The following is a 24,684-nucleotide window of genomic DNA, read 5'->3' on the forward strand; positions in this document are numbered from 1 at the left end:
TAAACAACAAAAATTATGCCTTAAGGTTTCTTATGCGCTCTATTAGTGGCGGGTGGGAGTAATGCACAAACACATACGCAGGGTGTGGGGTAAGGTTGCTTAAATTGTTCTTTGACAATTTTTTTAGTGAGGTCACCAAAGGTGTGGCGGCAAAGGTAGTTTTGGCATAATCATCCGCTTGAAACTCAAATTTCCGGGAAAGATAGTTCATGGCGAGCCCTGTGATTTCCGAAATGGGGCTGTACAAAAGGGCAAAACCTACCAGGCCAGCATGAAAACTGGGTGTGGAAACCCCAATGGCCAACGAAATCTCTGGATTGTTGATGAAGAGGGACAAAATATAAAGTGTGAAACCGGTCAAGGCAAGGGAGACGGTAAGGTTAAAAATAATGTGTTTTCGTTTGTAATGCCCAACCTCATGGGCCAAAACGGCCACAATTTCCTCTTCGCTTAGATCGTTAATCAGGGTATCATACAGCGTAATCCGTTTTTCTTTTCCAAAACCTGAAAAATAGGCATTGGCCTTGGTGGAACGTTTGGATCCATCAATGACAAAAATATTCTTCAACTCAAAGCCCACTTTTTGGGCGTAATTTTCAATGGCATTTTTTAAACTACCATCATCCAATGGAGTTTGTTTGTTAAATAAGGGAACAATAAGTCGACTGTAAAACAGATTGGTGAAAAGGATGACGACAGCCACCAAAATCCAGGTGTACACCCAAAAATGAGGTCCTGTCCATTGGTAAAAAAGAATAAACAAGGACAAAACACCTCCTGCAAGGATAGCTGTCAATAGCCCAGATTTAATTTTATCGAAAAAGAACAGCCTCATTGTGGTTTTGTTGAACCCGTATCGCTCTTCTATAACAAACGTTTTGTAGTAGGAGAAGGGAATGCCCAGTACTCCACTTCCTAAGGTAATGAAGCCAAAGAATAACAGTGCCATGGGAATGGTATCCGTAGTGATGGAACGGACGATTTTATCCACCCACTCAAATCCACCGAACCACAAGAAGCAGATGGTGAGAACCAGTGAAAAACCATCGGAAAAAAGGCCAAATCGATAGTTGGTCAGCTTGTATTCCTGGGATTTCTGATATTCTGTATCATCAAAAACATCGGTAAGTTCATCGGGAACCGTGGACTTAAATTTTTGGGCATTCAGGTATTCCAATACTTGGTGGATGATGTACTGCACCACTAAAATGATTAGAATAATATAGAACAAGTAGTTTTTTTCCATAGCTTAAAATCCGCGTTGCCGCTTCGCCTCAAATATAAGTATTGCGGCCGATACGGAGACGTTCATTGAGTCGATTTCACCCTGCATGGGTATGATGATGTTCTGGTCTGAATTTTGGAGCCATTCGTCTGTTAATCCAGTGGCCTCAGTGCCCACCACGATAGCAGTGCCCTGCGTAAAATCACATTCCACATAGTTTTTTGAAGCCGTTAGTGCTGCGCAATTGATTTTGATGTTACGTTGTTTCAGAAAATCGATGATTTCTCCAGTACTTCCCATTCCAATCTGGTTGGTAAACACGCAGCCCACACTGGACCGGATGATATTGGGGTTATAAAGGTCCGATTTCGGATTGGCAATCAATACCGCGTCCACAGCTGCGGCATCAGCAGTTCTCAGCAATGCCCCTACATTTCCAGGTTTTTCAGGGGCTTCAGCCACCAATACTAATGGGCTTTTAGTTGAAAACTGAATGTCTTCCAAGCTGTGCTTTTTTGCTTTCGCGATGGCCAAGACACCTTCCGTGGTTTCCCGATAGGCCACTTTTTCGTAAACCTGTTTGGAAATCTGCACGATTTCAGCATTCGGATTTTTTGAAATTAGGTTTAAATCCAGTTGCGGTAAAATCTCAGGGCAATATAGCAGGGTTTCGAAATGGTATCCTCCTTTTTGGGCCAGTTCCAGCTCACGCTGTCCTTCCACAACAAAAAGTCCAGCCTTCTTCCGTTCCCTTGATTTTTCCTTGAGGTGAAGTATTTTCTTGACCAACGGATTCTGGATACTGCTGATGATTTTGGCTTCCATACAAATCAAAAATAGAGATTCCTGTAATTTAAAAAAGACCTTTTCGACCAATCGACAAAATTATATCCGTGAAAAAAATAGCCATCCTATTGGTTGCAATGGCCTATGTGGCCTGTAAACCTACTCCTAAAAAAGAAGAAACCCCACAAGCTGTCCAAACGAAAACTGTTGAAACTAAACCACAATATCCAGAGGCATTGTCCAAAGTTTTTGGAGCCCATGGAGGACTTAAAAAATGGAAACAGCAACGCACTTTAACCTATGTACTGCCTAAACCTGAGAACCCAGAAACACACACAGTTGACCTTTGGTCAAGAATGGACCGAATAGACTCTGAAAAATTTACCATGGGGTTTGATGGTACCGAAATATGGCTTTTGGATGTTGATGATAGCTACGAAGGCGATGCGGCTTTTTATCATAATCTGATGTTCTATTTTTATGGAATGCCCTTTTTACTTGCCGATGATGGCATTGTGTACAGTGAAACAGAAGACTTGGTTTTTGAAGGGAAAAGCTACCCTGGAATCCATATTGGCTATAAATCCGGAGTTGGTATTTCCTCAAAGGATGAATATGTGCTCCATTATGATCCTGAAACCCACCAAATGGCTTGGTTGGGCTATACGGTAACCTACCGAACAGGTGAAAAATCGGATAATGTAAAGTGGATTCGTTATGATGACTGGCAAAATTTGAATGGGGTTGTACTGCCCAAATCCATTACCTGGTATAATTATGAGGGACGAAATATTTTAGAGCCAAAAAGCACGGTTTCTTTTGAGGAAGCTACCGTAAGTACCACCCCAAAATCGAATGATTTTTATGCCAAACCTGAGGGGGCCGAATTGGTTACTGCAAAAAAGAGTTGAAGTGTAAATTGACTATTGGGGTGCGTACCAACTTATATCGTATCCAAAAGGTTCCGACTCTTGGCTGGTGACTATACTGTCTCCCTGCTTAATGTTCATGGATTGCCGAGTGCCATTGGTTCCTAGAATCCATGATAGTTTTGTTGGAATCAGGGTAAAGGTTATGGTATCGCTGGTTAAATCAGGTCGCTGGCCATAAAACGGTTTCAATTGCGCAAAGACTTCGGTTTTATTGGCAATAGTGAGAAAATCGGCATCTATAGTGTGTTCTACTCCTTTTGTAGGGTCATTTTTTCTGAACGATGACCAACCCACCCTAATAGGACTTCCATTTCTTACAAGTTCCAGAAGGGCTTCCTTATCACCAAAAAGGGGTTTGCCATAGGTGTCGTTCTTGTAGACCAATTTCCATTGCGGGGTTGGGGTGGCTTTAGTTGTGGTATGTGGCTGAACACAGGCCATTAGAATAGTGCAAACAAATATTGCAGTTGAAGTTTTAAGGTGGTTCATCTAGTTTTCGTCTTTTTGTTTTAATAGAAATATAAGGCCAGTTTTAACGAGAGATGGTACTTGTTTTTTAGAAATACTATGGTTTCCCTAAGTACACCAACTTTCATAGAAGGTATTTATTTCTAACTAAAATCAAAAATTTTATTTGTCTTTGGAGCATTATCATATTCAGGTATACCTCTTTGCTGAATATATGAATCTTGGTTTTGCCACAGAAAAAATGGACTAAATTGGTAACAAAATGAACCGTTTATACAAATGAACCTCTTAAAGAATAGGTATTTTCACCATATATTGAGATTGTGTGTACAACCCATAAAACATTTGAACTATTTGGCAGAATACTTTTTGAGCGGACCATATTAAAACCTCCCTTCAAAAAATCGAATCTGCTGCATAACGAAGCCTGCTTTTTGTATATCATTGCAGGTGAATACGATTCCGTTTCCGAAGTGGATAAGTTGCGCATTGAGGCGAACGAATCTATTTTGATGCGATGTGGTAACTATATTGGTATGGTGCCTAAATCCAAGTCATCAAATATATATCATGCCGTTGCGGTACATTTTTATCCTGAAGTGCTTCTTAGAATTTACGATGACCGACCTCCCAAGTTTTTAAAAGCCCATGGAAAAGCTGAGGTGGGAATGTACAAATTGAACAGCGATGTCCTCATTAAAAAATATATTGACAGCATGTTGTTCTATTTTGACAATCCTAGCTTGGTCAATGAAGAAATCCTAGCTCTAAAACTAAAAGAGATTGTATTGTTGTTATATCAGACTAAAAATGCTCCGGCCATTCAGGTAATTTTGTCCAATCTTTTTAATCCAGCTTCGTATTCCTTTAGGGAAATTGTGGAATCGCATTACTACTCCAATATTACCTTGGAGGAATTAGCGCAGTTAACCAATATGAGCTTATCGACCTTTAAAAGAGAGTTTAAGAAAATTTATGGCGCTCCACCTGCAAGCCATATTAGAAAGACAAAATTGCAGAAGGCTATAGATTTAATGGGTTCCACAGATTTAAGGGCCACAGATATTGCTTACGAATGTGGATTCAATAACATTTCACATTTTTCCAAAACCTTCAAGCAAGTTTTTGGAGCTTCTCCCACCTCCTACAAGATGACCCATTTTGGCAAATCTTTGGGCTGATTGTAAAACTTTTCCTGTTCACTTCCTCTCATCTTTGTATCAACGTTAAACCTAAAAATGATTTAAAGTTGAAAAATGTACTTATAACAGGTGCCAGTAGCGGTTTTGGATATCTTACTGCGATTACTTTGGCAAGAAGGGGCTTTAAGGTTTGGGCGACCATGAGAAATCCTGATGGAAAGAACAAGCTTAAAGGAGATGAATTGAAAAATATAGCCAATACAGAAAATCTACATATCAGGGTTGCCGAATTGGATGTAACAAAAGATTTTTCAGTAAAAGAGCTGAAGAGATCAATAATAGGAGAGGATGGACAACTAGATATTTTGATCAATAATGCTGGTATTATGTTAATGGGTATTACTGAAGCATATAGTTTAGATCAGGTAAAAGACCAGTTTGATACTAATTTTTATGGAGTTATAAGAACCACTAAAGCCTTTCTTCCATTATTAAAGGAATCCAAGGATGGGCTCATTATAAATATTTCCTCGCTGGCCGGCAGACTTATCTTTCCTTATATGGGTTTTTATTGTGCAAGCAAATTTGCCTTGGAAGCCTATTCGGAAACAATGCGTTATGAACTTAAACCATTGGGGGTCGATGTAAGCATAATTGAGCCCGGGCCTTATCCCACAGGACCTGTGAACAGGGGGCCACAGGAAGAAGATACAGAAGCTCTGGAGACTTACGGGGAAATGCGCCAAGTACCCAAAAAATTGTTAGAAGGCTTCGAAGGCTTTTTTAAAAGTAGTGATGCTCCAAATCCCCAGGAAATACCAGATGCAATTTATCAACTAATAACCATGCAGCACGGTACAAGGCCAATTAGGAAAGTTGTGGGGATAGATTATGGAACAGATGAACTGAATACAAAGGTAGGTCCAATACAAGAGATGCATCTTAGAAATAACCTACAAATGGGAGAACTGATTTAGAAGGGTAATTCAAACTGAATTTTAATGAAGATAACCAATCGCATTGTATCCTATGGAGATAGGTTTCAATTTTCGTCAAAAAAAAGAAATACAAATCAAAAGGGAAATATAATGAATGAACTTTCCAACAAGGGTATAGTAAATCTTTTTAGGCCTCTAACAAAAGCTTAGCAATGGTTTGAAAGCAAACCTGTTCAATAATTTCATAATTAATCAATAAAAATAAAACAATGAGAAAAGTAATAGTTATGGTAGTAATCGCTTTTTCAGCAACAATGGGAAATTCTTTAAGTGCCCAAGAACCTAAGACAATCAAATTGGAGCAGTATCCCGGTGAGTTTACGGTAAAAGGGATGATATTGAATGAGGGTGTTTATATCTTCGAGATTACCAATAAAGGAGTAGACCACCCTGTTGGTTTTGGGCTCGCCACTGCAAATCAACCAGATGTGGAGCATGCTTTGGCGGTTGTAACCAATGGTGGAAGAGGATTGGATGATGGTGAAACGGATAGTACTGAGGCAATCACATTAAAAAAAGGAAAATACGTTTATTGGTGCCCGGCTAACCCCACAGCACAATACGATATTGTGGTTAAGTAGAAATTGTCCGATAATGGATTAAAAAGTTACCATTTACTAAGATGGTAGTTTAAGGTAAGAGGGGATGTTACACGGAGCATCCCCTCTACTGTTTTTATTCGCCTTCGTATTTGCCCATATACCGTTTCCACAGTTCGGTCTGATGGGTTTCCAAGGAAACATCTCGACCATCAATAAAAGCTTTGGAGAGTTGATTGGTACGCATATCCAGTGCATCTCCCTCTGAAATAATGAGCGTGGCACTTTTGCCAACTTCCAAGGTGCCATAATCGGCATCAATTCCCAAGATTTTTGCCGTATTGCCGGTTAGCATTTTAAGGGCTGTTTCTTTATCCATGCCCTGACCAACCACCTGACCGGCATAAAAAGCAAGGTTTCGGGTTTGGAAATTGGCCATGGATTCGTTTTGCAAGCCAACTAAGAGTCCAGCATCAACCAATAGTTTGGGCAACTTATACGGAAAATCGTAATCATCGTCATCAAATTTGGGCAGAGCATGGGTTTCACTGACCAAGACAGGAATGTCATGCTCCTTGAGAAAATCCGAAATCTTATGTGCCCTATATCCACCCACAATTACAATATGTTGTATTCCTGCTTTTTTAGCAAGGGTAACGGCATCAACCATTTCTTTTTCTCCATTGGAATGGATGTACAAGCGTTGGGAGCCGTCAAATAAACCTTGCATGGCAGCAAACGGTAGATTGATTTCTTTGGAAGCAGTTTTTCCGTAGGCTTTGGCATTTTCCACAAAGGTTTTGACTTCACCTACCTGTTCCTCATACTTTTTATTTGGAATGAAAGCATTGGGTTCACCCAGCCAAGTACTTCCTTTTCGGTAGAGCGCTGGCCAATTCAAATGGATGCCATCATCGGTTTTAACAGCAGCATCTTCCCAATTCCAAGCATCAAATTGAACAATGGTTGACGTTCCCGAGATTCTTCCACCTTGTGGTGTGGCCTGACCCAATAAAACTCCATTTGGACGCATGCTCTCCACTACTTTGGATTCTGAATTATATGCAATAATACTGCGTACATGCGGAATAAAATCTCCAATTTCATCTTCGTCCTTACTTGCACGAACGGCATCAACCTCTACCAGCCCCAATGATTTTGCTGGAGCTATAAAACCTGGATAGACGTGTTTTCCTTCGGCGTTGATCATAACTCCAATGGTGGGAGCCATAAGGTCTGTACCGATAGCGGTAATCTTACCATCCACAAAAATGATGGTGCAATTTTCTATGACCTCTCCGTTGCCAATGTGTGCCGTTGCCCCAAAAATGGCAACTTGTTCCGATTGGGGTGGAGCAGGGGTTTGCTGTGCGAAAGTTGTAAAACTCAACACAAGTGAGACCACAAAGGTGAGATGCCTCAACAACACCCCTAAAGTCCCCTCAAGGGGACAATGATTGCTTGAATTTATATCTGAAAATTTCATCATCTTACATTAAAGGGTTTCACATTCAAATCGTTCTTTTTTATTCTGGACAGGAGTTTGGGTTTTTGCCCCATTTTCCTTTTCGTTCAGCATCATGTTGATGAGTTGATTTCGCTCTTGCTGAACCGATTCGCGAAGCATTTTGTCTTTTTCCAAATCGAAATAAACCGCTCCTTCAATCAGTGTTTTTTCGGCTTTGGCATAAACAGAAAGTGGATGGTCGGTCCAAAGGACCAAATCCGCATCCTTACCTTCTTCCACGGTTCCCACGCGGTCATCAATATGCAATAGCTTGGCCGGATTTAGCGTAACGGTTTTCCAAGCCTCCAATTCGGACATGCCTCCGTATTTTACGGTTTTTCCCGCTTCCTGATTCAATCTGCGGGACATTTCAGCATCATCGCTATTAATGGCCACGGTAACCCCTTGACTGGCCATGATGGCAGCATTGTAGGGAATCGCATCGTTTACTTCAAACTTATAGGCCCACCAATCACTGAAGGTGGAACCGCCCACGCCGTGCTCAGCCATCTTATCAGCCACTTTGTAGCCTTCCAAAATGTGGGTGAAGGTGTTTACGGTAAAATCGAATTTTTCCGCCACTTTCATCATCATATTGATTTCACTCTGTACATACGAATGGCAGCTAATGAAGCGTTCGCCATTCAAGATTTCGGCCAAAACTTCCATTTCTTCATCATATCTATAGGGTTGACCGCTTTTCTTTTTGGCATCGTACTCCTTGGCACGTTGAAAATAATCAGTGTATACCTGCTCTACACCCATCCGCGTCTGCGGGAAACGGGAAACACTGCCCCAATTGGACTGTTTTACGTTTTCACCCAAGGCAAATTTGATGAACTTGGGCGCATTTGGGAAGATCAGACCATCCGAATTTTCACCCCATTTCAATCGCAGAATGGCAGAACGACCACCAATGGGGTTGGCCGAACCGTGCAAGAGCTGAATCATGGTAACTCCTCCGGCCAAGTTTCTGTAGATGTCCATATCCTCTGGGTCAATGGCATCCTTCATCCGAACTTCAGCAGAGGAATTATGGCCAGCTTCGTTAATGGTGACCGCCCCAATATGAGAATGTTCATCTATGATACCTGCGGTAAGATGCTTTCCTGTGGCATCGACCGTAGTGGCACCGCCAGCATTGAGCCCTTTACCAACCTTGGAAATTTTTCCGTTTTTCACTAAAACATCGGTGTTTTCCAAAATGCTGGTGCCCGTCCAAACAGTGGCATTTTTAAAGAGGATATTTTCTTGCTTGGGTTTGGTTTTATAGCCATACCCCACATTCGGATAGGAGACCGCCATCAATTTTGGTTTCTCTGAAGCGCTTTGTTTTGATTTTTCTTCAAATGGAGCGGTTTTGGTCAAGTTTGCATTAGTTTCCTGCCCATTTGAGAGTACGGCTTTGGCCGCGATGTTATCCGAAGTAGGAAGAACTTGGGCAATCAGTCGATAAGACGTGGTCTCATTTTCTGAAAAGGCCAAATTCAGCCAATCTGCACTGTAATCGATTTTGGATTCCAGTTTTTCCGTTCCTTTTTTGACCTCAACCTTTGGTTTGTTTGCTTCACCAGTTATGGAAACTGAAAAGGTTTGACCATTAACTGATAGGTTATAATCACCACGGATATCTTTTTGGTCTTTGGACTGAATTACATTTTTGGAGCCTTGCACCCAGTTTTCGTAAAGTGTGGTTCCTTTATCAAAGATGTCACCAGATGCAACTAAAAAGTTGGCCTGACTGCCCGCTTTTAAGGAACCGATTTCATCTGATTTGCCCAAAATGGATGCTGGGGCGGTGGTAAGCGCCTCCAAAGCCTTGGTCTTGGAAAGTCCATAGGTGATGGCCTTTTGTAATTTTGATTTAAGGTCCGAGGGAGATTTTAGGTCATGCAATGTAAACGAAAACTGAACGCCGTTGTCCTCCAATGCTTTTGGGTTGGAAGGGGCCAAATTCCAATGTCTCATATCCTTTAGGGAGACGTATTGGGCCTCGTATGGATTGGAAACATCATACGCATCCGGAAAGTTTACGGGAATAATCAATTTGGCATTGGTAGCTTTAATATCCTGAATGCGTTCGTATTCATCACCTCCACCTAAAATGGCATATTGTATTCCAAATTGGTCACCTATTTTATCGGCACGGAGTACATTTCCATTTTCACCAGCAGCATAAATCTGGACAAGCCCTTTGTTTTCAATCAAGGCCTCCAAGGAAAGGTCTTTGGTTTCCACATTGCCCTTACTATACCAATCCAAATCATAATACAATTGACGCATTAAGGCGGTGGCGCCCATAGTGGAGGTTGGATAGGATTGGGTTTTTGCGATGCTTTTGTCAAATGAAAAGTACTGGGCAGATTTATCCTCAAGGATACGTTGGGCCTCACTACCTTGATCGTTCAAGGCAACCAAAATACCTGTTCCACGGGCAATCCCGTCTTGAATGTGTGCATTCATTACCCCAAAACCAGCTTTTCTCAGCTCTTCGGCTTTCTTGGTATCATAGGAAAAGTTCGCTAGGGCATTATTTTCCGGCATAATGTGATCGTTCCAGTAATAGCCTTCCCGAGTGGGTTCATATTGGGAAGATCTACCTTGAGCATCAGCTTTTTCGGGTTTCTTTACCCCAAAATCGGAAAATACATCAATAAAAGAAGGATAGATAAATTTCCCCTGCAGGTCTTCAACAATAGCATTTTTGGGAATATTGACCGATTTTCCAACTTGAACCACTTTTCCATTCTGAATAAGAAGGGTTCCATTCTGGATGACCTCTGAAGGGGTCACGTAAATTTTGGCATTGGTAAATGCCTGGTAATTGTTGTTTTTTGCTTTTACCCCATCGTTTTTTGGAAAATACTCCTGTGCGAACAGGGAAGTACCTCCTAAAAATAGGATTAGAGCTGTTAGTTTGAGTTTCATATATCCAGTATTGAATTAGTCGGACTAAAGGTAACGGAAGTGTGTGTTTTGCACAAGTTGCAATTACCCCCTTTTTTTATGGTGGTTGATCATGAGCCCAACCACGGAGTGGTAGCTAAGAATTCCCTCTTTTTGATTGTTCACCTTTAAAAAAGTATTGAAAATGGCTTTAAACATTGGCTCCAAAGGATTTTGGTAACTCTCCCAAAAACTTCGCAACTCCTGATAGTTCTTTTTCACTCCGGGATGCAATTGGGCAATGATTTCCTTGGATTTTGCTTCATTTTTTCTAGCAAGATCAGACAGGCAATACCCCAAAGCATGATTGTAAGCAGAATATTTAAAATAGATATCGTCACTATTGGAAGTGACTAAAAAACCGATAAAATTGGTGGCATCTTCAGCTGAATACCCCAATTGATGCCCAACTTCATGTCCACTTACGGCAGGTAATCTGAAGAACGGCATAATCCCATTTACTTGGGCTTCATTAGTAAAGGGATTCAAATAACCGCCGTAACCCATATAGGTAAGGGGAATGCTGTAAATTGATGATTTTAAACTGTGATTTTGGTATTCAAAATCGGGGTAGTATTTCTGTAGTTTGATGTACCCTTCTTCTGTTTTCTGGAAAATTTCCCTTCGGGAATAAGGAACTTCAACCGCTGCCAAACTATCGCCTGTGATGTCCATTTGGTAAGTATTGGTTCGCTCAGCAAGGTATTGGGTGAAATCAATCAGTTCGGATAGGGTATATTCTTTTTCGATGCCCATTTTCCAGGTTATGGGCTGGCGGTAATAGTTCATGCCCCATAAGAAGTGAAACGCAAAATAGGTGATGGACAATACCACAACAATATCCTTCAGAAAAAGCAAGGGTTTTGTTCTGATGGTTTTCCAATGTTTATAGACATATCGAATGCCAAGAATGACCAAGGCGGTATAGAGCAAATCTCCAAATGAAAAGGGAATCCAACCCAAAAAAAATCGCAATGTCTTTGAAATAAGCGGGTACAGGCCATTACTGTAGTAGTTCTCCACAAAATTGGGATAGCTCCCTATCCATTTCACCAACAAAATTTGGATGGGTAGGGCTAGGGCAATGCTAGTTTTGGTTTTCTGTCCCATAAATCAGCGGTTGAGAAATTAAAAAGCCGCACGGAAAAGTACGGCTTTTTCTATGGTTTCTCAATTTGATTTACTCTTGGATTCCGGTGATTTCCAAATCAAAAGTTAGATTGGCATTAGGAGGAATTGGTCCACTACCTTGGGCTCCGTAGCCCAAATGTGGAGGAATGAACAAACGTACTTTGTCGCCCACTTTCATAGTTTGGAGCCCTTCCTTAAACCCTGGGATCAAACGGGCCTGTGGGCCATATTCCATGGGGGCTGGGACATAGCCTCCTTGATCTCTTTGTCCAGGATTTAATTTGTTGAACTTTTCAGCTATCTCTTGAACGTTGCTTTCAAGCAGATCACCATTTGGTAAATAAACGGCATAATTTACCATTACCTGTTGTCCTTCCACAGGTTGTTCTCCTTCGCCTTTTATTAAGGAATAGATTCGCAATCCGGTTGGGGTTTCTTCGGCCTCCTCTTTTTGTTGGGCCAATTCAGCCACAAAATCTTCCTTCATTTTTTGGAAAGCAGCTTCTACCAACTTAGCCTCCTCAAAATAATCGCTCATCACCTGAATGGCATCAAATTTTTTGGCATCCTTCCCATTGCGCACAATTTCTACCTTGTTCATGACCACTGGAACTTTTGGTTTATCGCCTTGTGCTGTTTCCACATTGGCTATAGTATCTACCACATCCATTCCTTGAACCACTTCTCCAAAAACAGTATGTTTTCCGTTTAGCCAAGGTGTGGCCTTATGGGTAATAAAAAATTGGCTGGTATTGGTCTTTGGACCACGGTTGGCCATAGAAAGGATTCCTTTTTTGGAATGCAACAAAGAATCATTGAACTCATCCTTAAAAGTGTACCCAATATTTCCGCTGCCAGTTCCCGATGGGTCTCCGCCTTGAATCATAAAATCTTTAATGACCCGGTGAAAGACAACGCCATCATAAAACTTTTTCTCTTTGTATTCATCGCTCACAAAAGGACTGTTGCCTTCGGCAAGGGATACAAAATTGGCCACTGTCACGGGAGTTTTTTCATATTCCAATTTCACAATAATGTCTCCTTTGGTCGTTTGGATATCAGCAAAGATACCGTCGCCCAATTCTGCATACTTGCTGGATTTACATCCAAAAAGTACCATGGAAAACAAGGTGATCAGCAATAGGGATTGTTTCATTTTTCTATACGTTTTAATTTATACTGTCTTTATTTATGATAATTGTGTGGAGTTCCACAGATGATTTTATTGGCGTCTGAGGCGCTACGGCATTGTTGTCTCCTTGATAGCCATATGCTTGTAAAGATGGGAACACAAAGGTGGCCTTTTCACTTATTTTAAGCAGTTTTACCGCATTCTGGAGCCCCGGGAACAACTGCTCTTTATCCACCACATACGATGTTGGACCAATCTCCTCCGCACTATAAATGGTATCGTTGTTCAATGACATGACATTGTATGAGAACAATATTTGGTCATTGGGTTGTGGGATATAGGTAGCCGTGTCGTTTTTGGTTTCAAAATAGTACCAAAACCCATTGGAGCTGGTCAAATAGTCATGAAGGGTGTCCTTGGCAATCAATTCCTGAATCACTTTTTCTTCTTTGGCCAGCAACGCTTTGTTCCGTTCCACAGATTCCTTAAAAAAATTTCCGGATTTTACTTCCACGGGCCTACGAGGTTCCGGGCCTCCACAGCTCAGATAAAGTAATGCAACTAAAAGAATCAAAACAGGTCTCATGGATTCAATTCACTTTTATGGGTTTTCAGGATTTCATTAAACCGCGCAACGGTTTCCTGCATGGATAAATCACTTTTTCCACCTGCGGCGTTATCATGGCCACCACCATCAAAATGCTCTCGAGCAAATTGATTCACAGAGAAATCCCCAACAGAACGCAACGAAATTTTGATGATGCCTTCGTCTTTGTTCTCAATAAAAATCAGGGCAAAAATAATCCCTTCCAACGTTAAACCATAGTTTACAAACCCCTCGGTGTCTCCTTTTTTAAAATCGTGCTGGTCTAATTCCTCTTGAGTCAATGTAATATAGGCTGTACTATATTCTGGTAAAATAACCATGTTGCTGAGGGCAACTCCTAGCAAATGCAAGCGCGAAGGAGAATTGGTATCAAACACCTGACGATGGATTTCCATATTATCTGCCCCTTTGTCAATGAGGTCCGCAACCACGCGATGGGTATTGCTAGAGGTAGATTTATATTTAAACGAACCTGTATCCGTCATGATACCGGCGTATAAGTTGGTTGCAATATCGGCCGTAATGCTATCGGTCTGCCCCAAATATGCAATGAAATTGTAGATCATCTCGCAGGTGGAGCTCATGCTTACATCAGAATAGGTGATTTTGGCGTAATCACCGGGCTGTTGGTGGTGATCGATCATGATGAAATCAGCATCTCTTCCCTTTAAAGCAGCTTCCATGGGTCCAATTCTGGATAAATCATTGAAATCCAAAGTGAAAATTACCGTTGCTTCATCCAAAAGTGCGTAGGCTTCTTGGGGTTGCCATTCAAAATTGACCACCTCGTCATTGCCGGGCATCCATTTTAAGAATTTTGGATAATCGTTGGGGGAGACTACATGGGCTGTTTGCCCCATTCCCTTCAGAAAACCGCACAATCCCAAGCAAGCGCCCATGGCATCACCATCGGGGTTTTTATGGGGTACAATTACGATTTTTTGAGGCTGGGAAAGAATCGACTTAATTGTCGTGATATCCGCTAAATTCATGCGGCCAAATATACAATAATATAATGTAGAGGTAACTTGTCATGCCCTATTTTTGTGATTTGCGAAATGAATGTAATGAGACTTTTTCCTTTTTTGTTGTGTGTTGTTTTCGTTTTGGGATGTAAACAAAGAGAGAATCCAAAGGATTCCACTTTTGTGGTGGCTTTTGGTTCGTGTAATATGTCCCAAGAGCCCAATCCGTTTTGGGATGATATTTTGGACGAAGACCCCGATGTTTGGATTTGGGGTGGGGATATTGTCTACGCAGATACGGATGATATCGATAGGTTACGGGCCATTTATGCCCAACAGGATACAGTTAAGGGCTATGCAGCGTTGAAAGCTGAGGTTCCTATAATCGGTACATGGGATGACCACGATTTTGGCGTGAATGATGGTGGAGCAGAGTTTGCCGTGAAAAAGGAAAGCCAACAGGTGTTTTTGGAATTTATGGGGGTTCCCAAAGACAGCGAGCGATGGAACCAGGAGGGCGTTTACACTTCCCATGACTATGAAACCCCAGAAGGGAAGGTGAAAGTCTTGGTCTTGGATACCCGCTATTTTAGAAGTGAATTGATAAATGACGAAGACCCCGACCGACGATATAAACCCAATCTGGACGATGAGGCTACGGTTCTCGGCGAGGCGCAGTGGAAATGGCTTCAAAACGAATTGAATACTTCAGATGCTGAGTTCAATTTGATTATGTCCAGTATTCAGTTTTTATCGGGAGAGCATGGGTTTGAAACCTGGGGCAATTTTCCCAAGGAAGTGGAAAAACTAGAAAACACGATTGTGGATTCCAAGGCAAAGGGAGTGATTATCTTGTCTGGAGACCGACATATTTCGGAGTTCTCCAAAAAGACGCTTTCTGGTTTGAGTTATCCACTCATCGACTTTACGAGCAGTGGACTTACCCATTCGTATTTCAGTTTCAGTGGAGAACCGAATCGGTATCGAGTAGGAGAGGTGGTTTCCAGTAAAAGTTATGGAACCTTGACTATAAATTTCAAAAACAAAGAAGTCGATTTTAAGATAATGGGTGATAATGGAGCGGTTCTGCAAGAATTAAAACAGGCCTATTAAACCTTGCCCGTTGGTTGAAAAAATGTACTTTTGCGCAAAATTTAAAGTAAATGACTGGAAATAGAACGTTTACCATGATCAAGCCCGATGCTGTTGAGAATGGATACATTGGTGCGATTTTGGAAAAAATAACGGCCGCAGGATTCAAGATTGTGGCCATGAAGTATACACAGTTGAGCAAAAGGGATGCTGAGGAATTCTATGGTATCCACAAAGAGCGTCCATTTTTTGGGGAGTTGGTTGAATTCATGACCCGCGGCCCCATTGTTGCCGCCATTTTGGAAAAAGACAACGCCGTTGATGATTTTCGCGCATTGATTGGTGCAACCAATCCAGCTGAGGCTGCCGAAGGTACCATCCGTAAATTATACGCAAATGACATCGCAGAGAATGCTGTTCACGGTTCAGACAGCGATGACAATGCAGCCATAGAAGGTGCTTTCCATTTTTCAGGTAGGGAAGTATTTTAATTGAAAATGAAAATTATTGAAGAAAGCCACTCAAAATGAGTGGCTTTTTTTGTTCTCAAGAAAAGCAACGAATGGATTAAGCTATTTCGTTGCTCTAACTATCCTAATAGTTTACGTTTAGTTACATTCAGAATCTCCAATAATACTCCATCCATGATTATTGATAAGTGTCTCTCTAGCAGATACTCCTTCATCACAAAAAATCATACCAGAAGCTCCAAGAGTCATATCTTGAGGAATATTTTGTTGTTCAGACCAGCCAACTAGGGTATTACTGTAGTTGTTTTGTGAGATCCCAGAATTATCGAACATATTGTTCATGTCCTCCACGGTACCAATATTCCATTCACCTAAATCAAGATTAAATGAGGTGGCTCTGGAAAACATCTCTGCCATAGACTCCACATTGCCGACGTTCCAGCCGCTGATATCTACATTGAACATTTCAGCTCCTCTAAACATTCCTCCCATGATAGTTACATTATTTACATTCCATCCACTAATATCTTCACTGAATGAGCTGGCTTCAGAGAACATCTGGTTCATGCTGGTCACATTACTGACATCCCAGCTTGCAAGTCCATTTCCTTGAAAGGAGGTAGCCTCATGGAACATACCTTCCATAGTTATAACATTTATCAGGCTCCAATTGCTTAAATCTCTATTGAAAGATGAAGCATGTGCAAACATATGATCTGTTGTAGTCACATTGGCCATATCCCAATTACTAATGTCACCATTGAACAACGTGGCACTTCTGAACGTACTAAACATATTGGTTACATTTTCTACATTCCAATTTTCAAGCCCCGTTCCTAAAAAAGAAAAGGTATTATAAAATGTATATTCCATATTTTCCACATTTTCTACATTCCATCCACTTAGATCACCATTAAATTGATAAGCCTCAAGGAACATCCATTTTAAACTGGTTATTTGTGATAAATCCGGAACATCCGTTGCATTATATTGCATATTCTGACATCCACTAAAAGCAAATTCTAAACTTTGCCATTGGATGGTACCCCATTGTTCTATACTCCTTAGATTTAGTTTGGATTGAGAGTTAAACATAGTAATGGAGGGAAATTGCCCCTCGATTATCACGGTATAAGTTCCCAAAGATTCATACATATGTGAAGGAGATCCCTCTGTAAGTTGTTCAACGGCACCATCTCCCCAATTAATAGTATAGTCATATACCAAATTGATATCAGCACTAGTTCCAATGGTAATAACCTCACCATCTTCTGTGGTATCCCAAATGGTAATAAAAGATGAGAAATCCTCTCGTTCAGCTTCAACAATGTCTGTAACATTAATCATTACAGGGACTGTAACTGGTGCATTTATGCTATCATTCACAGCCACTGTGATTTCATGGAACTGTGCAGCTTCGAAATCCAACACCTGTCCATCGGCCAAACTTAGTTCTCCTGCTTCTGTGATTTCAAACAAGTCATTGTCGTTCACGGTAATTGAAAATGTAAGTTGGTCGTTCTCTGGATCGCTAGCTACTACGGTTCCTATCACATCGGCATCCGTAATGTTCTCTGGTACTTCAAATTCGAGTCCGGTGACAAATTCTGGAGGGGTATTGACATCCCGTTCCTCTCTGTTTGTCATGGAGTTATGACTAGTGTTCTCATTCAGTTCTGTAGTTTCCTCCTTTTCACAAGCTAGAATTGCTAGCGAAAGAAAAATCAAATAAAGTAGGTTTTTCATTTTCATCCTTTTTTGGTTTTTAATTACACGATTGTAATAAACATCTATTTAGATGAGGTTTTAAGGAAGGATTGACGGATGGTCTATATGAATTGATGGATTTTTGTAAGGTGATTACAAAGCAGGAACTACGATTGGGATTGATAGATACAGATACCCGTTATGATTTGGTAGATGGATTTTTTTTGTTGGAAAACAAGAGCAGTTCCTGGCCTCCTGTGTTTTGCTTTATCGTCCCAATTTCTTGCAGTCCAATTTTTTCCAGAAGTCTGCATGATTTTCCATTGGTCGGTAACACAATGGCGGAAACGCATTCGAGTTTTAGTGCAGACTCAGCATGGTTCATTAGGGCATGGCATGCTTCAAACATGAATCCTTGCCCTTCAAATTCCGGAAGTAGTGCAAAACCAATGTCAGGATGGTCCAAATAGTCGCGTTGCAAAAACCCACAGAGCCCAATTGGAATCAAAGATGATTGTAAACAAAGTTTATAGAGTCCAAAGCCATTCTTTTTATAGGAACCGACCAAGCTCTCATCGATATAACTCAGTGCTTGCTTCTTGGTTTTCACACCTTTATCTCCAATAAATTTCAGCCAAGTTTGGCTGTTCAGCAACTGAACGATAAAGTCAGCATCGTTGTGGTCAGCTTCCGCAATCAAAAGTCGCTCGGTCTTCAGGATGGTTTTCACAGTATTTGGGAATACAGAGATTTAACGGAGTACCAATTTCTTCACCAATTCCCGGCCCAATTCCTCATTGATCATGGAAATAATCTTGGTCTTGCCCAAACTCAATTCTTCGCGAAGTACAGAAGAAGATAATGAAACAAAAAGTGTCTCATTTTTAAGCTCAACACCTGTGGTGTAGTTGTTCACCCCATTCCCCATCAAATTGGCCCACGCTTCCCGCGCATCCACCTTGTCCATGCCTTTTTGGAGCTTGTTTTCTTTGATGAATTCGTTCAACGCTTCGCTTAAAGGTAAGTTTGAATTTTGTCGCTTTGCCATTATTTTGGGATTTTAATGGGTTCAAATCGCTTGTAGAAATAGGTGATCCCATCTTGGTTGACCACTGCGAACGAAGTGGAATCCAATTGCACCAAGGTTTCCTCCCAATCGCTGAAATCATTTTCATAAAGAAAGGCAAAACCACTGTTCACATGGGCAATGGAGAATTTTTCTGTATCGTTGGAAGTGGTGTAGCTGCCATCGAACTTGGGTTGCATTTTTTTTCGATAGCCCTCGTTTTCCTCCAATTGGATAAAATCGATGCTGGGGTTCATGCCATATTCCTTTACGCTACCATCCGGGAATACTACTTCGTCAATTTCCCAGTAGCCATTCAAATAATGTAGGTCTGCTTCGGCTACAGAGGTTTTCTTGCAGCCCATAATCAGTAAAAACAGGAAAAAGGGAAGAATTCGAGACATACTACAAGGTAAAGATTTTATAACTCTGGTGAATGGTTTTAACAACATTTTCCGTGCGTTCTGCGTGGGTGTCGCTGATAAAAATCTGTCCGAAATTCTCATTTTTCACCAATCCAACGATGTGGGATACCCGACTCTCGTCAAGCTTATCAAAAATATCATCCAGCAGTAAAATAGGTGTGGTGCTGGCCAGCTCTTTTATAAAATGGAACTGGGCCAGTTTCAATGCAATCAAAAACGATTTTTGCTGACCTTGACTCCCAAATTTTTTAATGGGATGTCCCGCAATGGTAAAGTTTAAATCATCTTTATGGATTCCTACAGAGGTATATTGCAGAGCCCTGTCCTTATCAATGTTGCTTTCCAATAGTTTCAACAGGTTTCCTTCGGAAAGTTGACTGTCGTATGACAGCATGATTTCCTCGTTTTTGTCCGAAATATGGGCGTACTGCTCTCGAAAAATCGGGACAAAAGCGGCGATGAAGGCTGTTCTTTTTTTATGGATTTCCGTTCCTAGAAGATGTAATTGCTCGTTGTAAATCGCCAAGGTATTCGGGTCGAAGGTATGGTTGGCCACAAAATACTTCAACAACGAATTACGCTGTACCAATACCTTATTGTATTTGATAAGGGTCTGTAAATAGGCTTTGTCTGACTGCGAAATCACCCCATCCATGAATTTTCGGCGGGTATCGCTTCCTTCAAGGATAAGATCACGGTCCGAAGGCGAGATGATGACCAACGGTAAAAATCCGATGTGCTCTGAAAACTTTTCGTAGGCTTTCCCGTTACGCTTGATGATTTTTTTAGTACCCTTTTTAAAGGAGCAGAGTATTTTTTCGGTGCGTTCTTCCTTCTCAAATTCACCTTCTACTACAAAAAAATCGGTGTCGTGTTTTATGTTTTGGGTAGAGACGGGATTAAAATAACTCTTGCCAAAACAAAGGTGGTAAATGGCGTCCAAAATGTTGGTCTTTCCCACGCCATTATCGCCCACAAGACAGTTGATCACAGGGTCGAAATCCAGTGTCTTGGAATCAAAATTTTTGTAATTGACTAAAGATAAATGTCTTAAAAACATAGAGAGTTAGTGGAACAATGTGATTTTTGGGGTTTGGCAACCGATTAAAGATTCCAAAAATAACGAATAAATTGCCTTTTGGTTTTGGATAAAAACTTTATTTTTGCGCGACCAATTAAATGACGCATGGCAACATACAAGAAGAGAGGCTTTAAGCCAAAAAATAAGGCTGAAGAAGCTCAAATTGAAGAACATGACAGTACAACGGCTGAGGTTTTCAATACCCTTGATGAAAGTGCTTCCAAGACCGAAGCATGGGTTCAGAAGAACCAAAACTATATTCTAGGGGTAATTGGAGCGGTAGCTATTGGAGTTTTGGCTTTTTTGGCCTACCATCAATTTATACAGAAGCCTAAAGAGGCCTCAGCGGCGAACGAGCTGTATTATCCACAACAATATTTTGACCAAGCTTTGGCCAGCGAAACCGCCAAAGATTCTTTGTTCACTTTGGCTTTGAACGGCGCCGAAGGAAAATATGGTTTTTTGGATATCATTGAAGAATATAGTGGCACCAAAGCAGCCAATTTGGCTGAATATTCTGCTGGTATGACCTATTTGAACCTTCAGCAATATGGTGAGGCTGTTTCACATTTGGAGAACTTTTCTTCGGATGATGCCATTATGGGGGCCATGGCTAAAGGAGGTATCGGTGATGCATTCTCACAGTTGAATCAACCTGAAGATGCTTTGGACTACTACGAAAAAGCGATTGCCCATAGTGATAATGAATTCACAACGCCTAGGTTTTTGTACAAAGCCGGAGTTGCAGCCATGGAGCTAGGTCAAAATGAAAAAGCTTTGGGGTATTTTGAACGTATCAAGGAAGAATATCCAAAATCCCCTGAGGGCATTGGCATTGATGCGCTGATTGGATTGGCCCAAAATTAAACTATGGCCACCGAGAACAAGAATTTATCCACTTACGATAAAAGCAAAATCCCAAACGCGAAGGACCTTCGGTTTGGGATTGTTGTTTCTGAATGGAACAACGAAATCACCTCGGCACTTGCTCAAGGTGCCTTTGATGCTTTACTCGATTGTGGGGCCAAGACCGAAAATATCCTAAAATGGGATGTGCCTGGAAGCTTTGAACTCACCTTCGGAAGCAAAAAAATGATCACGACCCAAAAAGTGGATGCAGTCATAGCCATTGGAAGTGTTATTCGCGGGGAAACCAGTCATTTCGATTTTGTCTGTAGTGCCACGGCTCAGGGCATTAAAGATTTGAATGTTGCCTATGATATCCCGGTAATTTTCTGTGTCCTGACGGATGACACCATGCAACAAGCCAAAGATCGTAGTGGCGGTAAGCATGGCAATAAGGGAACGGAAGCGGCTATCGCGGCAATCCAAATGGCGGTGTTGGGCAAATAATCTTAAGTTCAAGTACAGGTTTCAAGCTCAAGCTCAAAAAATCCAATATTCCAGTAATCCAACTGTTCAAAAGTTCAATTTCATAAAATTAGGGAACCCCTATGTTCATTCTTGATTCTTGAACTTGCACTTGAACCTGTCCCCCTGTTAACATTTTTTGGGAGCAGTCCCCAATGCCTTTTTTCTATTTTGAGTACCTTTGAAGTTACACGGAAAAGGATACCATGCGAAACCCGCTAAAGCTCAGAAAAAATAAGGAGTTCAATTATTCGCCACGCTATTACAAGGGCGAGGGCAATCCTTTTAAAATAGAACACAAACTAGATAAATTCCGAAGTACAGCAAATACAAAAAGAGGACTCAAAAATAAGGTCAATTCTGCCATGGATGATCTAAAGGTAGAAGGGGACAAAAACCTAAAACTCCGTTTTGTCATCATTGTGGCCATTTTGGTACTGCTCTTCCTTTTTGTGATCGACTTTGATTTATCGATATTCCTGAATCCCTAATGGCCGACATCATTAAACTTTTACCGGACCATGTTGCCAATCAAATTGCAGCAGGGGAGGTGGTTCAACGGCCAGCTTCTGTAGTGAAGGAGTTGCTGGAGAATGCTATTGATGCGGGGTCCACTACCATTAAATTGATTGTAAAGGATGGAGGTAAGGCTTTGATTCAAGTGGTGGACAATGGCATAGGCATGAGTGAAACCGATGCCCGTTTATCTTTTGAGCGCCACGCCACTTCCAAAATATCCTCCGCACAGGATTTGTTCAACTTGCAGACCAAAGGGTTTCGGGGTGAGGCTTTGGCTTCCATTGCAGCCATTGCGCATGTGGATATGCAAACTCGGACCGAATCCAAGGAAGTCGGTACGCAATTAAAAATTGAAGGAAGCAAGATTGTTTTCCAGGATGTGGTGGCCACGCCAATTGGCACTTCCATATCTGTAAAAAACCTCTTTTTCAATATTCCGGCACGTCGTAATTTTTTGAAATCCAATCAGGTGGAATTGAGGCATATTACGGATGAATTTCATCGAGTGGCCTTGGTACATCCCAATATTGAGTTTCATTTTTATAACAATGGCTCTGAAATTTTTAATCTACCCAAGAGCAAGCACCGTCAACGTATTGCCCATATTTTTGGAAGTAAGATGGAAAGTCGCTTGGTGCCTGTGAATGAGGAAACGGAAGTGGTGAAGATTTCAGGATTCATTTGCAAGCCCGAGTTTGCCAAAAAGAGCAGGGGAGAGCAGTTTTTCTTTGCCAATAACCGATTTATCAAGAGTCCATATTTGCATCATGCAGTAGTGGCCGCTTTTGAAGGACTCATCAAACAAGACATGTACCCAGGCTATTTCTTGTATTTGGATGTGGACCCGGCCTCCATCGATATCAATATCCATCCCACAAAAACCGAAGTGAAGTTTGATGATGAAAATACACTGTATGCCATTCTTCGGTCGACCATAAAGCACAGTTTGGGTCAGTTTAATGTGGCCCCGGTCTTGGATTTTGACCATGACCCCAATCTGGATACACCGTATGCCTACAAAGAAAAAGGGGCAACACTGCCCAAAGTCACGGTAGACCCAACCTTTAATCCATTTCAAAATACTTCAACGGGACGGAGTAGCGGGGGCAGTTTTCAAAAAAAGAGCAGCAAAGGTTGGGAAGGCCTATATGAAGGGCTTGAAAGTGATGTGGATATTGAAGCGTTCAGCAGTGTGGCCATTGAATCTGAGGGGGAAGTGCAGGGGACCTTCTATTCGGATACGGATTTGGAAGAACACTTGGCCACTACGTTTCAACTGCGGCGTAAATATGTGGTGAGCACGGTAAAATCGGGAATGTTGGTCATCCATCAAAATAGGGCGCATGAGCGCATTCTTTTTGAAAAATTTTTAGGTGAAATCACCGTAAAGGAAGGAGTGAGTCAGCAACTTTTGTTTCCTTTGGAATTGAATTTCAGTAAACAAGAGTTGGTCATATTAAAAGAAATTAAGGATAGTCTAACAAATATTGGTTTTGCCTTTGAAAGTTTGGAGGAAGAAACTGTAAAAGTGACAGGTGTGCCGTTGGTGGTCCCCGAAAGTGGGATTGGCACGGTGTTGGATCGCTTGATAGCGGATTATCAAGATGGGTTCACCGATGGTTCCCTTTCGCAGGCCGAAGTGCTGGCAAAAGTACTGTCCAAAAACTTGGCGGTGCGAACTGGGGAATCTTTAGATCAGGAATCACAACAGGCCTTGGTGAACAATTTGTTCGCTTGTAAGGAACCTAACTTGAGTCCGTTTCAAAAATTGACGTATACCATTATCTCCGAAGGAGATATCGATAAAAAATTCAGTTAGATGGGTAGAATGACCGAAACCGTAAAGCACCTATTGATCATTAATGTGATCCTATTTTTTGCCACGCAGATATATGGAGCCCAAATGGAGCAATGGCTTGCCCTTTGGTTTCCAAAAAATGAAAATTTTCATGTGTGGCAAATAGTTTCCCATATGTTTATGCATGGAGGTCTTATGCATATAGCGTTTAATATGTTTGCTCTTTGGATGTTTGGAACTCCCGTTGAACGGGTTTTGGGCAGGAATAGATTCTTATTTGTCTATTTTTCTGCTGGATTGGGAGCCGTATTGTTTCAATTGGGGTATTATTATTTTAATTTCTTACCGGCTCAATCTGAAATGCTCAGTACCGGACTCTCAAATGAGCAAATCATGCAAATGTTGTCTACTAACCAACTTCAGGATGGTTTGACTGAATTGCAGGTTAACACGTTGAGGTCGGTTATGCCGGAATACGCTTCAATATATTATGCAAGAATGGTGGGTGCTTCTGGATGTATTATGGGAATATTGGCTGCCTTTGGAATGATGAATCCCGAGGCAAGACTTATGCTGATTTTCTTGCCTATTCCAATTAAGGCCAAATACTTCATCCCTGGAATTATTCTGCTGGATGTTATTTCGGCGATTACAGGACAATCATTTTTTAGCCCAAGTAACACCGCTTACATGGCCCATGTTGGGGGTGCTATAACAGGTTTTATTATAATGTGGTACTGGAAAAAGAACCAGTTTAACCAAAATCGTTGGGATTGA

At 41.3% G+C, this 24,684-nt stretch carries 25 protein-coding genes; 11 read left to right on the forward strand and 14 right to left on the reverse strand.

Features of this window, described 5'->3' with window-relative positions:
• Nucleotides 1–13: 13 nt before the first annotated feature.
• Together J0X14_RS07270 and J0X14_RS07275 are read right to left on the reverse strand one after the other, a co-directional pair.
• Nucleotides 14–1,246: a M48 family metallopeptidase gene (locus J0X14_RS07270; RefSeq protein WP_207097099.1), complete on the reverse strand. Its 1,233-nt coding sequence runs from the start codon at nucleotides 1,244–1,246 to the stop codon at nucleotides 14–16.
• Between the two features lie 3 nt (nucleotides 1,247–1,249).
• Nucleotides 1,250–2,050 carry a TrmH family RNA methyltransferase gene (locus J0X14_RS07275; RefSeq protein WP_207097100.1) on the reverse strand — a complete coding sequence of 267 codons (801 nt, stop codon included), beginning with the start codon at nucleotides 2,048–2,050 and terminating at the stop codon, nucleotides 1,250–1,252.
• A gap of 68 nt (nucleotides 2,051–2,118) precedes the next feature.
• Here J0X14_RS07275 and J0X14_RS07280 point away from each other — a divergent pair, with 68 nt between their 5' ends.
• Entirely contained in the window at nucleotides 2,119–2,922 is an 804-nt protein-coding gene (locus J0X14_RS07280; RefSeq protein WP_207097101.1) for a DUF6503 family protein, read from the forward strand.
• Between the two features lie 12 nt (nucleotides 2,923–2,934).
• Here the strand turns inward: J0X14_RS07280 and J0X14_RS07285 are convergent, their stop codons facing one another.
• Nucleotides 2,935–3,432, reverse strand: coding sequence for a hypothetical protein (locus tag J0X14_RS07285; RefSeq protein ID WP_207097102.1), 498 nt, complete (start codon nucleotides 3,430–3,432; stop codon nucleotides 2,935–2,937).
• 302 nt (nucleotides 3,433–3,734) lie between these two features.
• On the opposite strand from J0X14_RS07285, the gene J0X14_RS19195 reads away from it, so the two are divergent.
• From J0X14_RS19195 to J0X14_RS07300, 3 genes are all read left to right on the forward strand, one after another.
• The gene (locus J0X14_RS19195; RefSeq protein WP_207097103.1) at nucleotides 3,735–4,592 is read left to right on the forward strand and encodes a helix-turn-helix domain-containing protein; all 858 of its coding nucleotides are present in this window, start codon (nucleotides 3,735–3,737) and stop codon (nucleotides 4,590–4,592) included.
• Between the two features lie 68 nt (nucleotides 4,593–4,660).
• Nucleotides 4,661–5,530 carry an SDR family oxidoreductase gene (locus J0X14_RS07295; RefSeq protein WP_207097104.1) on the forward strand — a complete coding sequence of 290 codons (870 nt, stop codon included), beginning with the start codon at nucleotides 4,661–4,663 and terminating at the stop codon, nucleotides 5,528–5,530.
• 230 nt (nucleotides 5,531–5,760) lie between these two features.
• Entirely contained in the window at nucleotides 5,761–6,132 is a 372-nt protein-coding gene (locus J0X14_RS07300) for a hypothetical protein (protein WP_207097105.1), read from the forward strand.
• A 94-nt stretch (nucleotides 6,133–6,226) separates the two neighbouring features.
• Here J0X14_RS07300 and J0X14_RS07305 read toward each other — a convergent pair whose 3' ends face one another.
• The 6 genes from J0X14_RS07305 to J0X14_RS07330 all read right to left on the reverse strand — a co-directional run bounded on the left by J0X14_RS07305 (nucleotide 6,227) and on the right by J0X14_RS07330 (nucleotide 14,405).
• Nucleotides 6,227–7,513: an amidohydrolase family protein gene (locus tag J0X14_RS07305; RefSeq protein ID WP_207097513.1), complete on the reverse strand. Its 1,287-nt coding sequence runs from the start codon at nucleotides 7,511–7,513 to the stop codon at nucleotides 6,227–6,229.
• 72 nt (nucleotides 7,514–7,585) lie between these two features.
• Nucleotides 7,586–10,525, reverse strand: coding sequence for an amidohydrolase family protein (locus J0X14_RS07310; protein WP_207097106.1), 2,940 nt, complete (start codon nucleotides 10,523–10,525; stop codon nucleotides 7,586–7,588).
• Between the two features lie 63 nt (nucleotides 10,526–10,588).
• Complete coding sequence (locus J0X14_RS07315) at nucleotides 10,589–11,653, reverse strand: DUF3810 domain-containing protein (RefSeq protein WP_207097107.1); 1,065 nt, start codon at nucleotides 11,651–11,653, stop codon at nucleotides 10,589–10,591.
• 70 nt (nucleotides 11,654–11,723) lie between these two features.
• Nucleotides 11,724–12,830 (reverse strand): peptidylprolyl isomerase, encoded by a 1,107-nt coding sequence (locus tag J0X14_RS07320; protein ID WP_207097108.1) that lies wholly within the window; start codon nucleotides 12,828–12,830, stop codon nucleotides 11,724–11,726.
• Between the two features lie 13 nt (nucleotides 12,831–12,843).
• Nucleotides 12,844–13,392 carry a gliding motility-associated peptidyl-prolyl isomerase GldI gene (gene gldI / locus J0X14_RS07325; RefSeq protein ID WP_207097109.1) on the reverse strand — a complete coding sequence of 183 codons (549 nt, stop codon included), beginning with the start codon at nucleotides 13,390–13,392 and terminating at the stop codon, nucleotides 12,844–12,846.
• A complete protein-coding gene (locus tag J0X14_RS07330; RefSeq protein WP_207097110.1) occupies nucleotides 13,389–14,405 on the reverse strand; it encodes a DHH family phosphoesterase in 1,017 nt (338 codons plus the stop codon). Before J0X14_RS07330 ends, gldI begins: the two co-directional genes overlap by 4 nt.
• A 75-nt stretch (nucleotides 14,406–14,480) precedes the next feature.
• Here J0X14_RS07330 and J0X14_RS07335 point away from each other — a divergent pair, with 75 nt between their 5' ends.
• Nucleotides 14,481–15,491 (forward strand): alkaline phosphatase D family protein, encoded by a 1,011-nt coding sequence (locus J0X14_RS07335; protein WP_207097111.1) that lies wholly within the window; start codon nucleotides 14,481–14,483, stop codon nucleotides 15,489–15,491.
• Nucleotides 15,492–15,541: 50 nt separating this feature from the next.
• Nucleotides 15,542–15,961, forward strand: a complete 420-nt coding sequence (locus J0X14_RS07340; protein ID WP_207097112.1) for a nucleoside-diphosphate kinase — start codon at nucleotides 15,542–15,544, stop codon at nucleotides 15,959–15,961.
• 117 nt (nucleotides 15,962–16,078) lie between these two features.
• Here the strand turns inward: J0X14_RS07340 and J0X14_RS07345 are convergent, their stop codons facing one another.
• From J0X14_RS07345 to recF, 5 genes are all read right to left on the reverse strand, one after another.
• A complete protein-coding gene (locus tag J0X14_RS07345; RefSeq protein WP_207097113.1) occupies nucleotides 16,079–17,587 on the reverse strand; it encodes a BspA family leucine-rich repeat surface protein in 1,509 nt (502 codons plus the stop codon).
• 259 nt (nucleotides 17,588–17,846) lie between these two features.
• Nucleotides 17,847–18,377 carry a GNAT family N-acetyltransferase gene (locus J0X14_RS07350; protein ID WP_207097114.1) on the reverse strand — a complete coding sequence of 177 codons (531 nt, stop codon included), beginning with the start codon at nucleotides 18,375–18,377 and terminating at the stop codon, nucleotides 17,847–17,849.
• Nucleotides 18,378–18,398: 21 nt separating this feature from the next.
• Nucleotides 18,399–18,695 carry a DUF721 domain-containing protein gene (locus J0X14_RS07355; RefSeq protein ID WP_036379111.1) on the reverse strand — a complete coding sequence of 99 codons (297 nt, stop codon included), beginning with the start codon at nucleotides 18,693–18,695 and terminating at the stop codon, nucleotides 18,399–18,401.
• On the reverse strand, nucleotides 18,695–19,117 hold the full coding sequence (locus tag J0X14_RS07360) for a hypothetical protein (protein ID WP_207097115.1): 423 nt from the start codon (nucleotides 19,115–19,117) through the stop codon (nucleotides 18,695–18,697). Before J0X14_RS07360 ends, J0X14_RS07355 begins: the two co-directional genes overlap by 1 nt.
• Nucleotide 19,118: 1 nt before the next feature.
• Complete coding sequence (recF, locus tag J0X14_RS07365; protein WP_207097116.1) at nucleotides 19,119–20,198, reverse strand: DNA replication/repair protein RecF; 1,080 nt, start codon at nucleotides 20,196–20,198, stop codon at nucleotides 19,119–19,121.
• A 126-nt stretch (nucleotides 20,199–20,324) separates the two neighbouring features.
• On the opposite strand from recF, the gene J0X14_RS07370 reads away from it, so the two are divergent.
• The 5 genes from J0X14_RS07370 to J0X14_RS07390 all read left to right on the forward strand — a co-directional run bounded on the left by J0X14_RS07370 (nucleotide 20,325) and on the right by J0X14_RS07390 (nucleotide 24,684).
• A complete protein-coding gene (locus tag J0X14_RS07370) occupies nucleotides 20,325–21,086 on the forward strand; it encodes a tetratricopeptide repeat protein (RefSeq protein WP_207097117.1) in 762 nt (253 codons plus the stop codon).
• A 3-nt stretch (nucleotides 21,087–21,089) separates the two neighbouring features.
• The gene (ribH, locus tag J0X14_RS07375; RefSeq protein ID WP_207097118.1) at nucleotides 21,090–21,572 is read left to right on the forward strand and encodes a 6,7-dimethyl-8-ribityllumazine synthase; all 483 of its coding nucleotides are present in this window, start codon (nucleotides 21,090–21,092) and stop codon (nucleotides 21,570–21,572) included.
• 224 nt (nucleotides 21,573–21,796) lie between these two features.
• Nucleotides 21,797–22,081: a riboflavin synthase subunit beta gene (locus tag J0X14_RS07380; protein ID WP_207097119.1), complete on the forward strand. Its 285-nt coding sequence runs from the start codon at nucleotides 21,797–21,799 to the stop codon at nucleotides 22,079–22,081.
• On the forward strand, nucleotides 22,081–23,928 hold the full coding sequence (mutL, locus tag J0X14_RS07385) for a DNA mismatch repair endonuclease MutL (RefSeq protein ID WP_207097120.1): 1,848 nt from the start codon (nucleotides 22,081–22,083) through the stop codon (nucleotides 23,926–23,928). Before J0X14_RS07380 ends, mutL begins: the two co-directional genes overlap by 1 nt.
• Nucleotides 23,929–24,684: a rhomboid family intramembrane serine protease gene (locus J0X14_RS07390; RefSeq protein ID WP_207097121.1), complete on the forward strand. Its 756-nt coding sequence runs from the start codon at nucleotides 23,929–23,931 to the stop codon at nucleotides 24,682–24,684. It begins immediately after the preceding gene.

Origin of the sequence: Allomuricauda sp. CAU 1633 (genome assembly GCF_017313225.1) — a bacterium.
Lineage (GTDB): Bacteria > Bacteroidota > Bacteroidia > Flavobacteriales > Flavobacteriaceae > Flagellimonas.

What these genes read in the sequence shown, in the direction of transcription:
- J0X14_RS07275 (WP_207097100.1), bottom strand. Translation starts at nt 2,050, where the DNA reads ATGGAAGCCAAAATCATCAGCAGTATCCAGAATCCGTTGGTCAAGAAA.
- J0X14_RS07310 (WP_207097106.1), bottom strand. Translation starts at nt 10,525, where the DNA reads ATGAAACTCAAACTAACAGCTCTAATCCTATTTTTAGGAGGTACTTCC.
- J0X14_RS07355 (WP_036379111.1), bottom strand. Translation starts at nt 18,695, where the DNA reads ATGGCAAAGCGACAAAATTCAAACTTACCTTTAAGCGAAGCGTTGAAC.
- J0X14_RS07335 (WP_207097111.1), top strand. Translation starts at nt 14,481, where the DNA reads ATGAGACTTTTTCCTTTTTTGTTGTGTGTTGTTTTCGTTTTGGGATGT.
- J0X14_RS07270 (WP_207097099.1), bottom strand. Translation starts at nt 1,246, where the DNA reads ATGGAAAAAAACTACTTGTTCTATATTATTCTAATCATTTTAGTGGTG.
- J0X14_RS07340 (WP_207097112.1), top strand. Translation starts at nt 15,542, where the DNA reads ATGACTGGAAATAGAACGTTTACCATGATCAAGCCCGATGCTGTTGAG.
- J0X14_RS07285 (WP_207097102.1), bottom strand. Translation starts at nt 3,432, where the DNA reads ATGAACCACCTTAAAACTTCAACTGCAATATTTGTTTGCACTATTCTA.
- ribH (WP_207097118.1), top strand. Translation starts at nt 21,090, where the DNA reads ATGGCCACCGAGAACAAGAATTTATCCACTTACGATAAAAGCAAAATC.
- recF (WP_207097116.1), bottom strand. Translation starts at nt 20,198, where the DNA reads ATGTTTTTAAGACATTTATCTTTAGTCAATTACAAAAATTTTGATTCC.
- J0X14_RS07315 (WP_207097107.1), bottom strand. Translation starts at nt 11,653, where the DNA reads ATGGGACAGAAAACCAAAACTAGCATTGCCCTAGCCCTACCCATCCAA.
- J0X14_RS07380 (WP_207097119.1), top strand. Translation starts at nt 21,797, where the DNA reads ATGCGAAACCCGCTAAAGCTCAGAAAAAATAAGGAGTTCAATTATTCG.
- gldI (WP_207097109.1), bottom strand. Translation starts at nt 13,392, where the DNA reads ATGAGACCTGTTTTGATTCTTTTAGTTGCATTACTTTATCTGAGCTGT.
- J0X14_RS07360 (WP_207097115.1), bottom strand. Translation starts at nt 19,117, where the DNA reads ATGTCTCGAATTCTTCCCTTTTTCCTGTTTTTACTGATTATGGGCTGC.
- J0X14_RS07390 (WP_207097121.1), top strand. Translation starts at nt 23,929, where the DNA reads ATGGGTAGAATGACCGAAACCGTAAAGCACCTATTGATCATTAATGTG.
- J0X14_RS07370 (WP_207097117.1), top strand. Translation starts at nt 20,325, where the DNA reads ATGGCAACATACAAGAAGAGAGGCTTTAAGCCAAAAAATAAGGCTGAA.
- J0X14_RS07330 (WP_207097110.1), bottom strand. Translation starts at nt 14,405, where the DNA reads ATGAATTTAGCGGATATCACGACAATTAAGTCGATTCTTTCCCAGCCT.
- J0X14_RS07300 (WP_207097105.1), top strand. Translation starts at nt 5,761, where the DNA reads ATGAGAAAAGTAATAGTTATGGTAGTAATCGCTTTTTCAGCAACAATG.
- J0X14_RS07345 (WP_207097113.1), bottom strand. Translation starts at nt 17,587, where the DNA reads ATGACAAACAGAGAGGAACGGGATGTCAATACCCCTCCAGAATTTGTC.
- mutL (WP_207097120.1), top strand. Translation starts at nt 22,081, where the DNA reads ATGGCCGACATCATTAAACTTTTACCGGACCATGTTGCCAATCAAATT.
- J0X14_RS07320 (WP_207097108.1), bottom strand. Translation starts at nt 12,830, where the DNA reads ATGAAACAATCCCTATTGCTGATCACCTTGTTTTCCATGGTACTTTTT.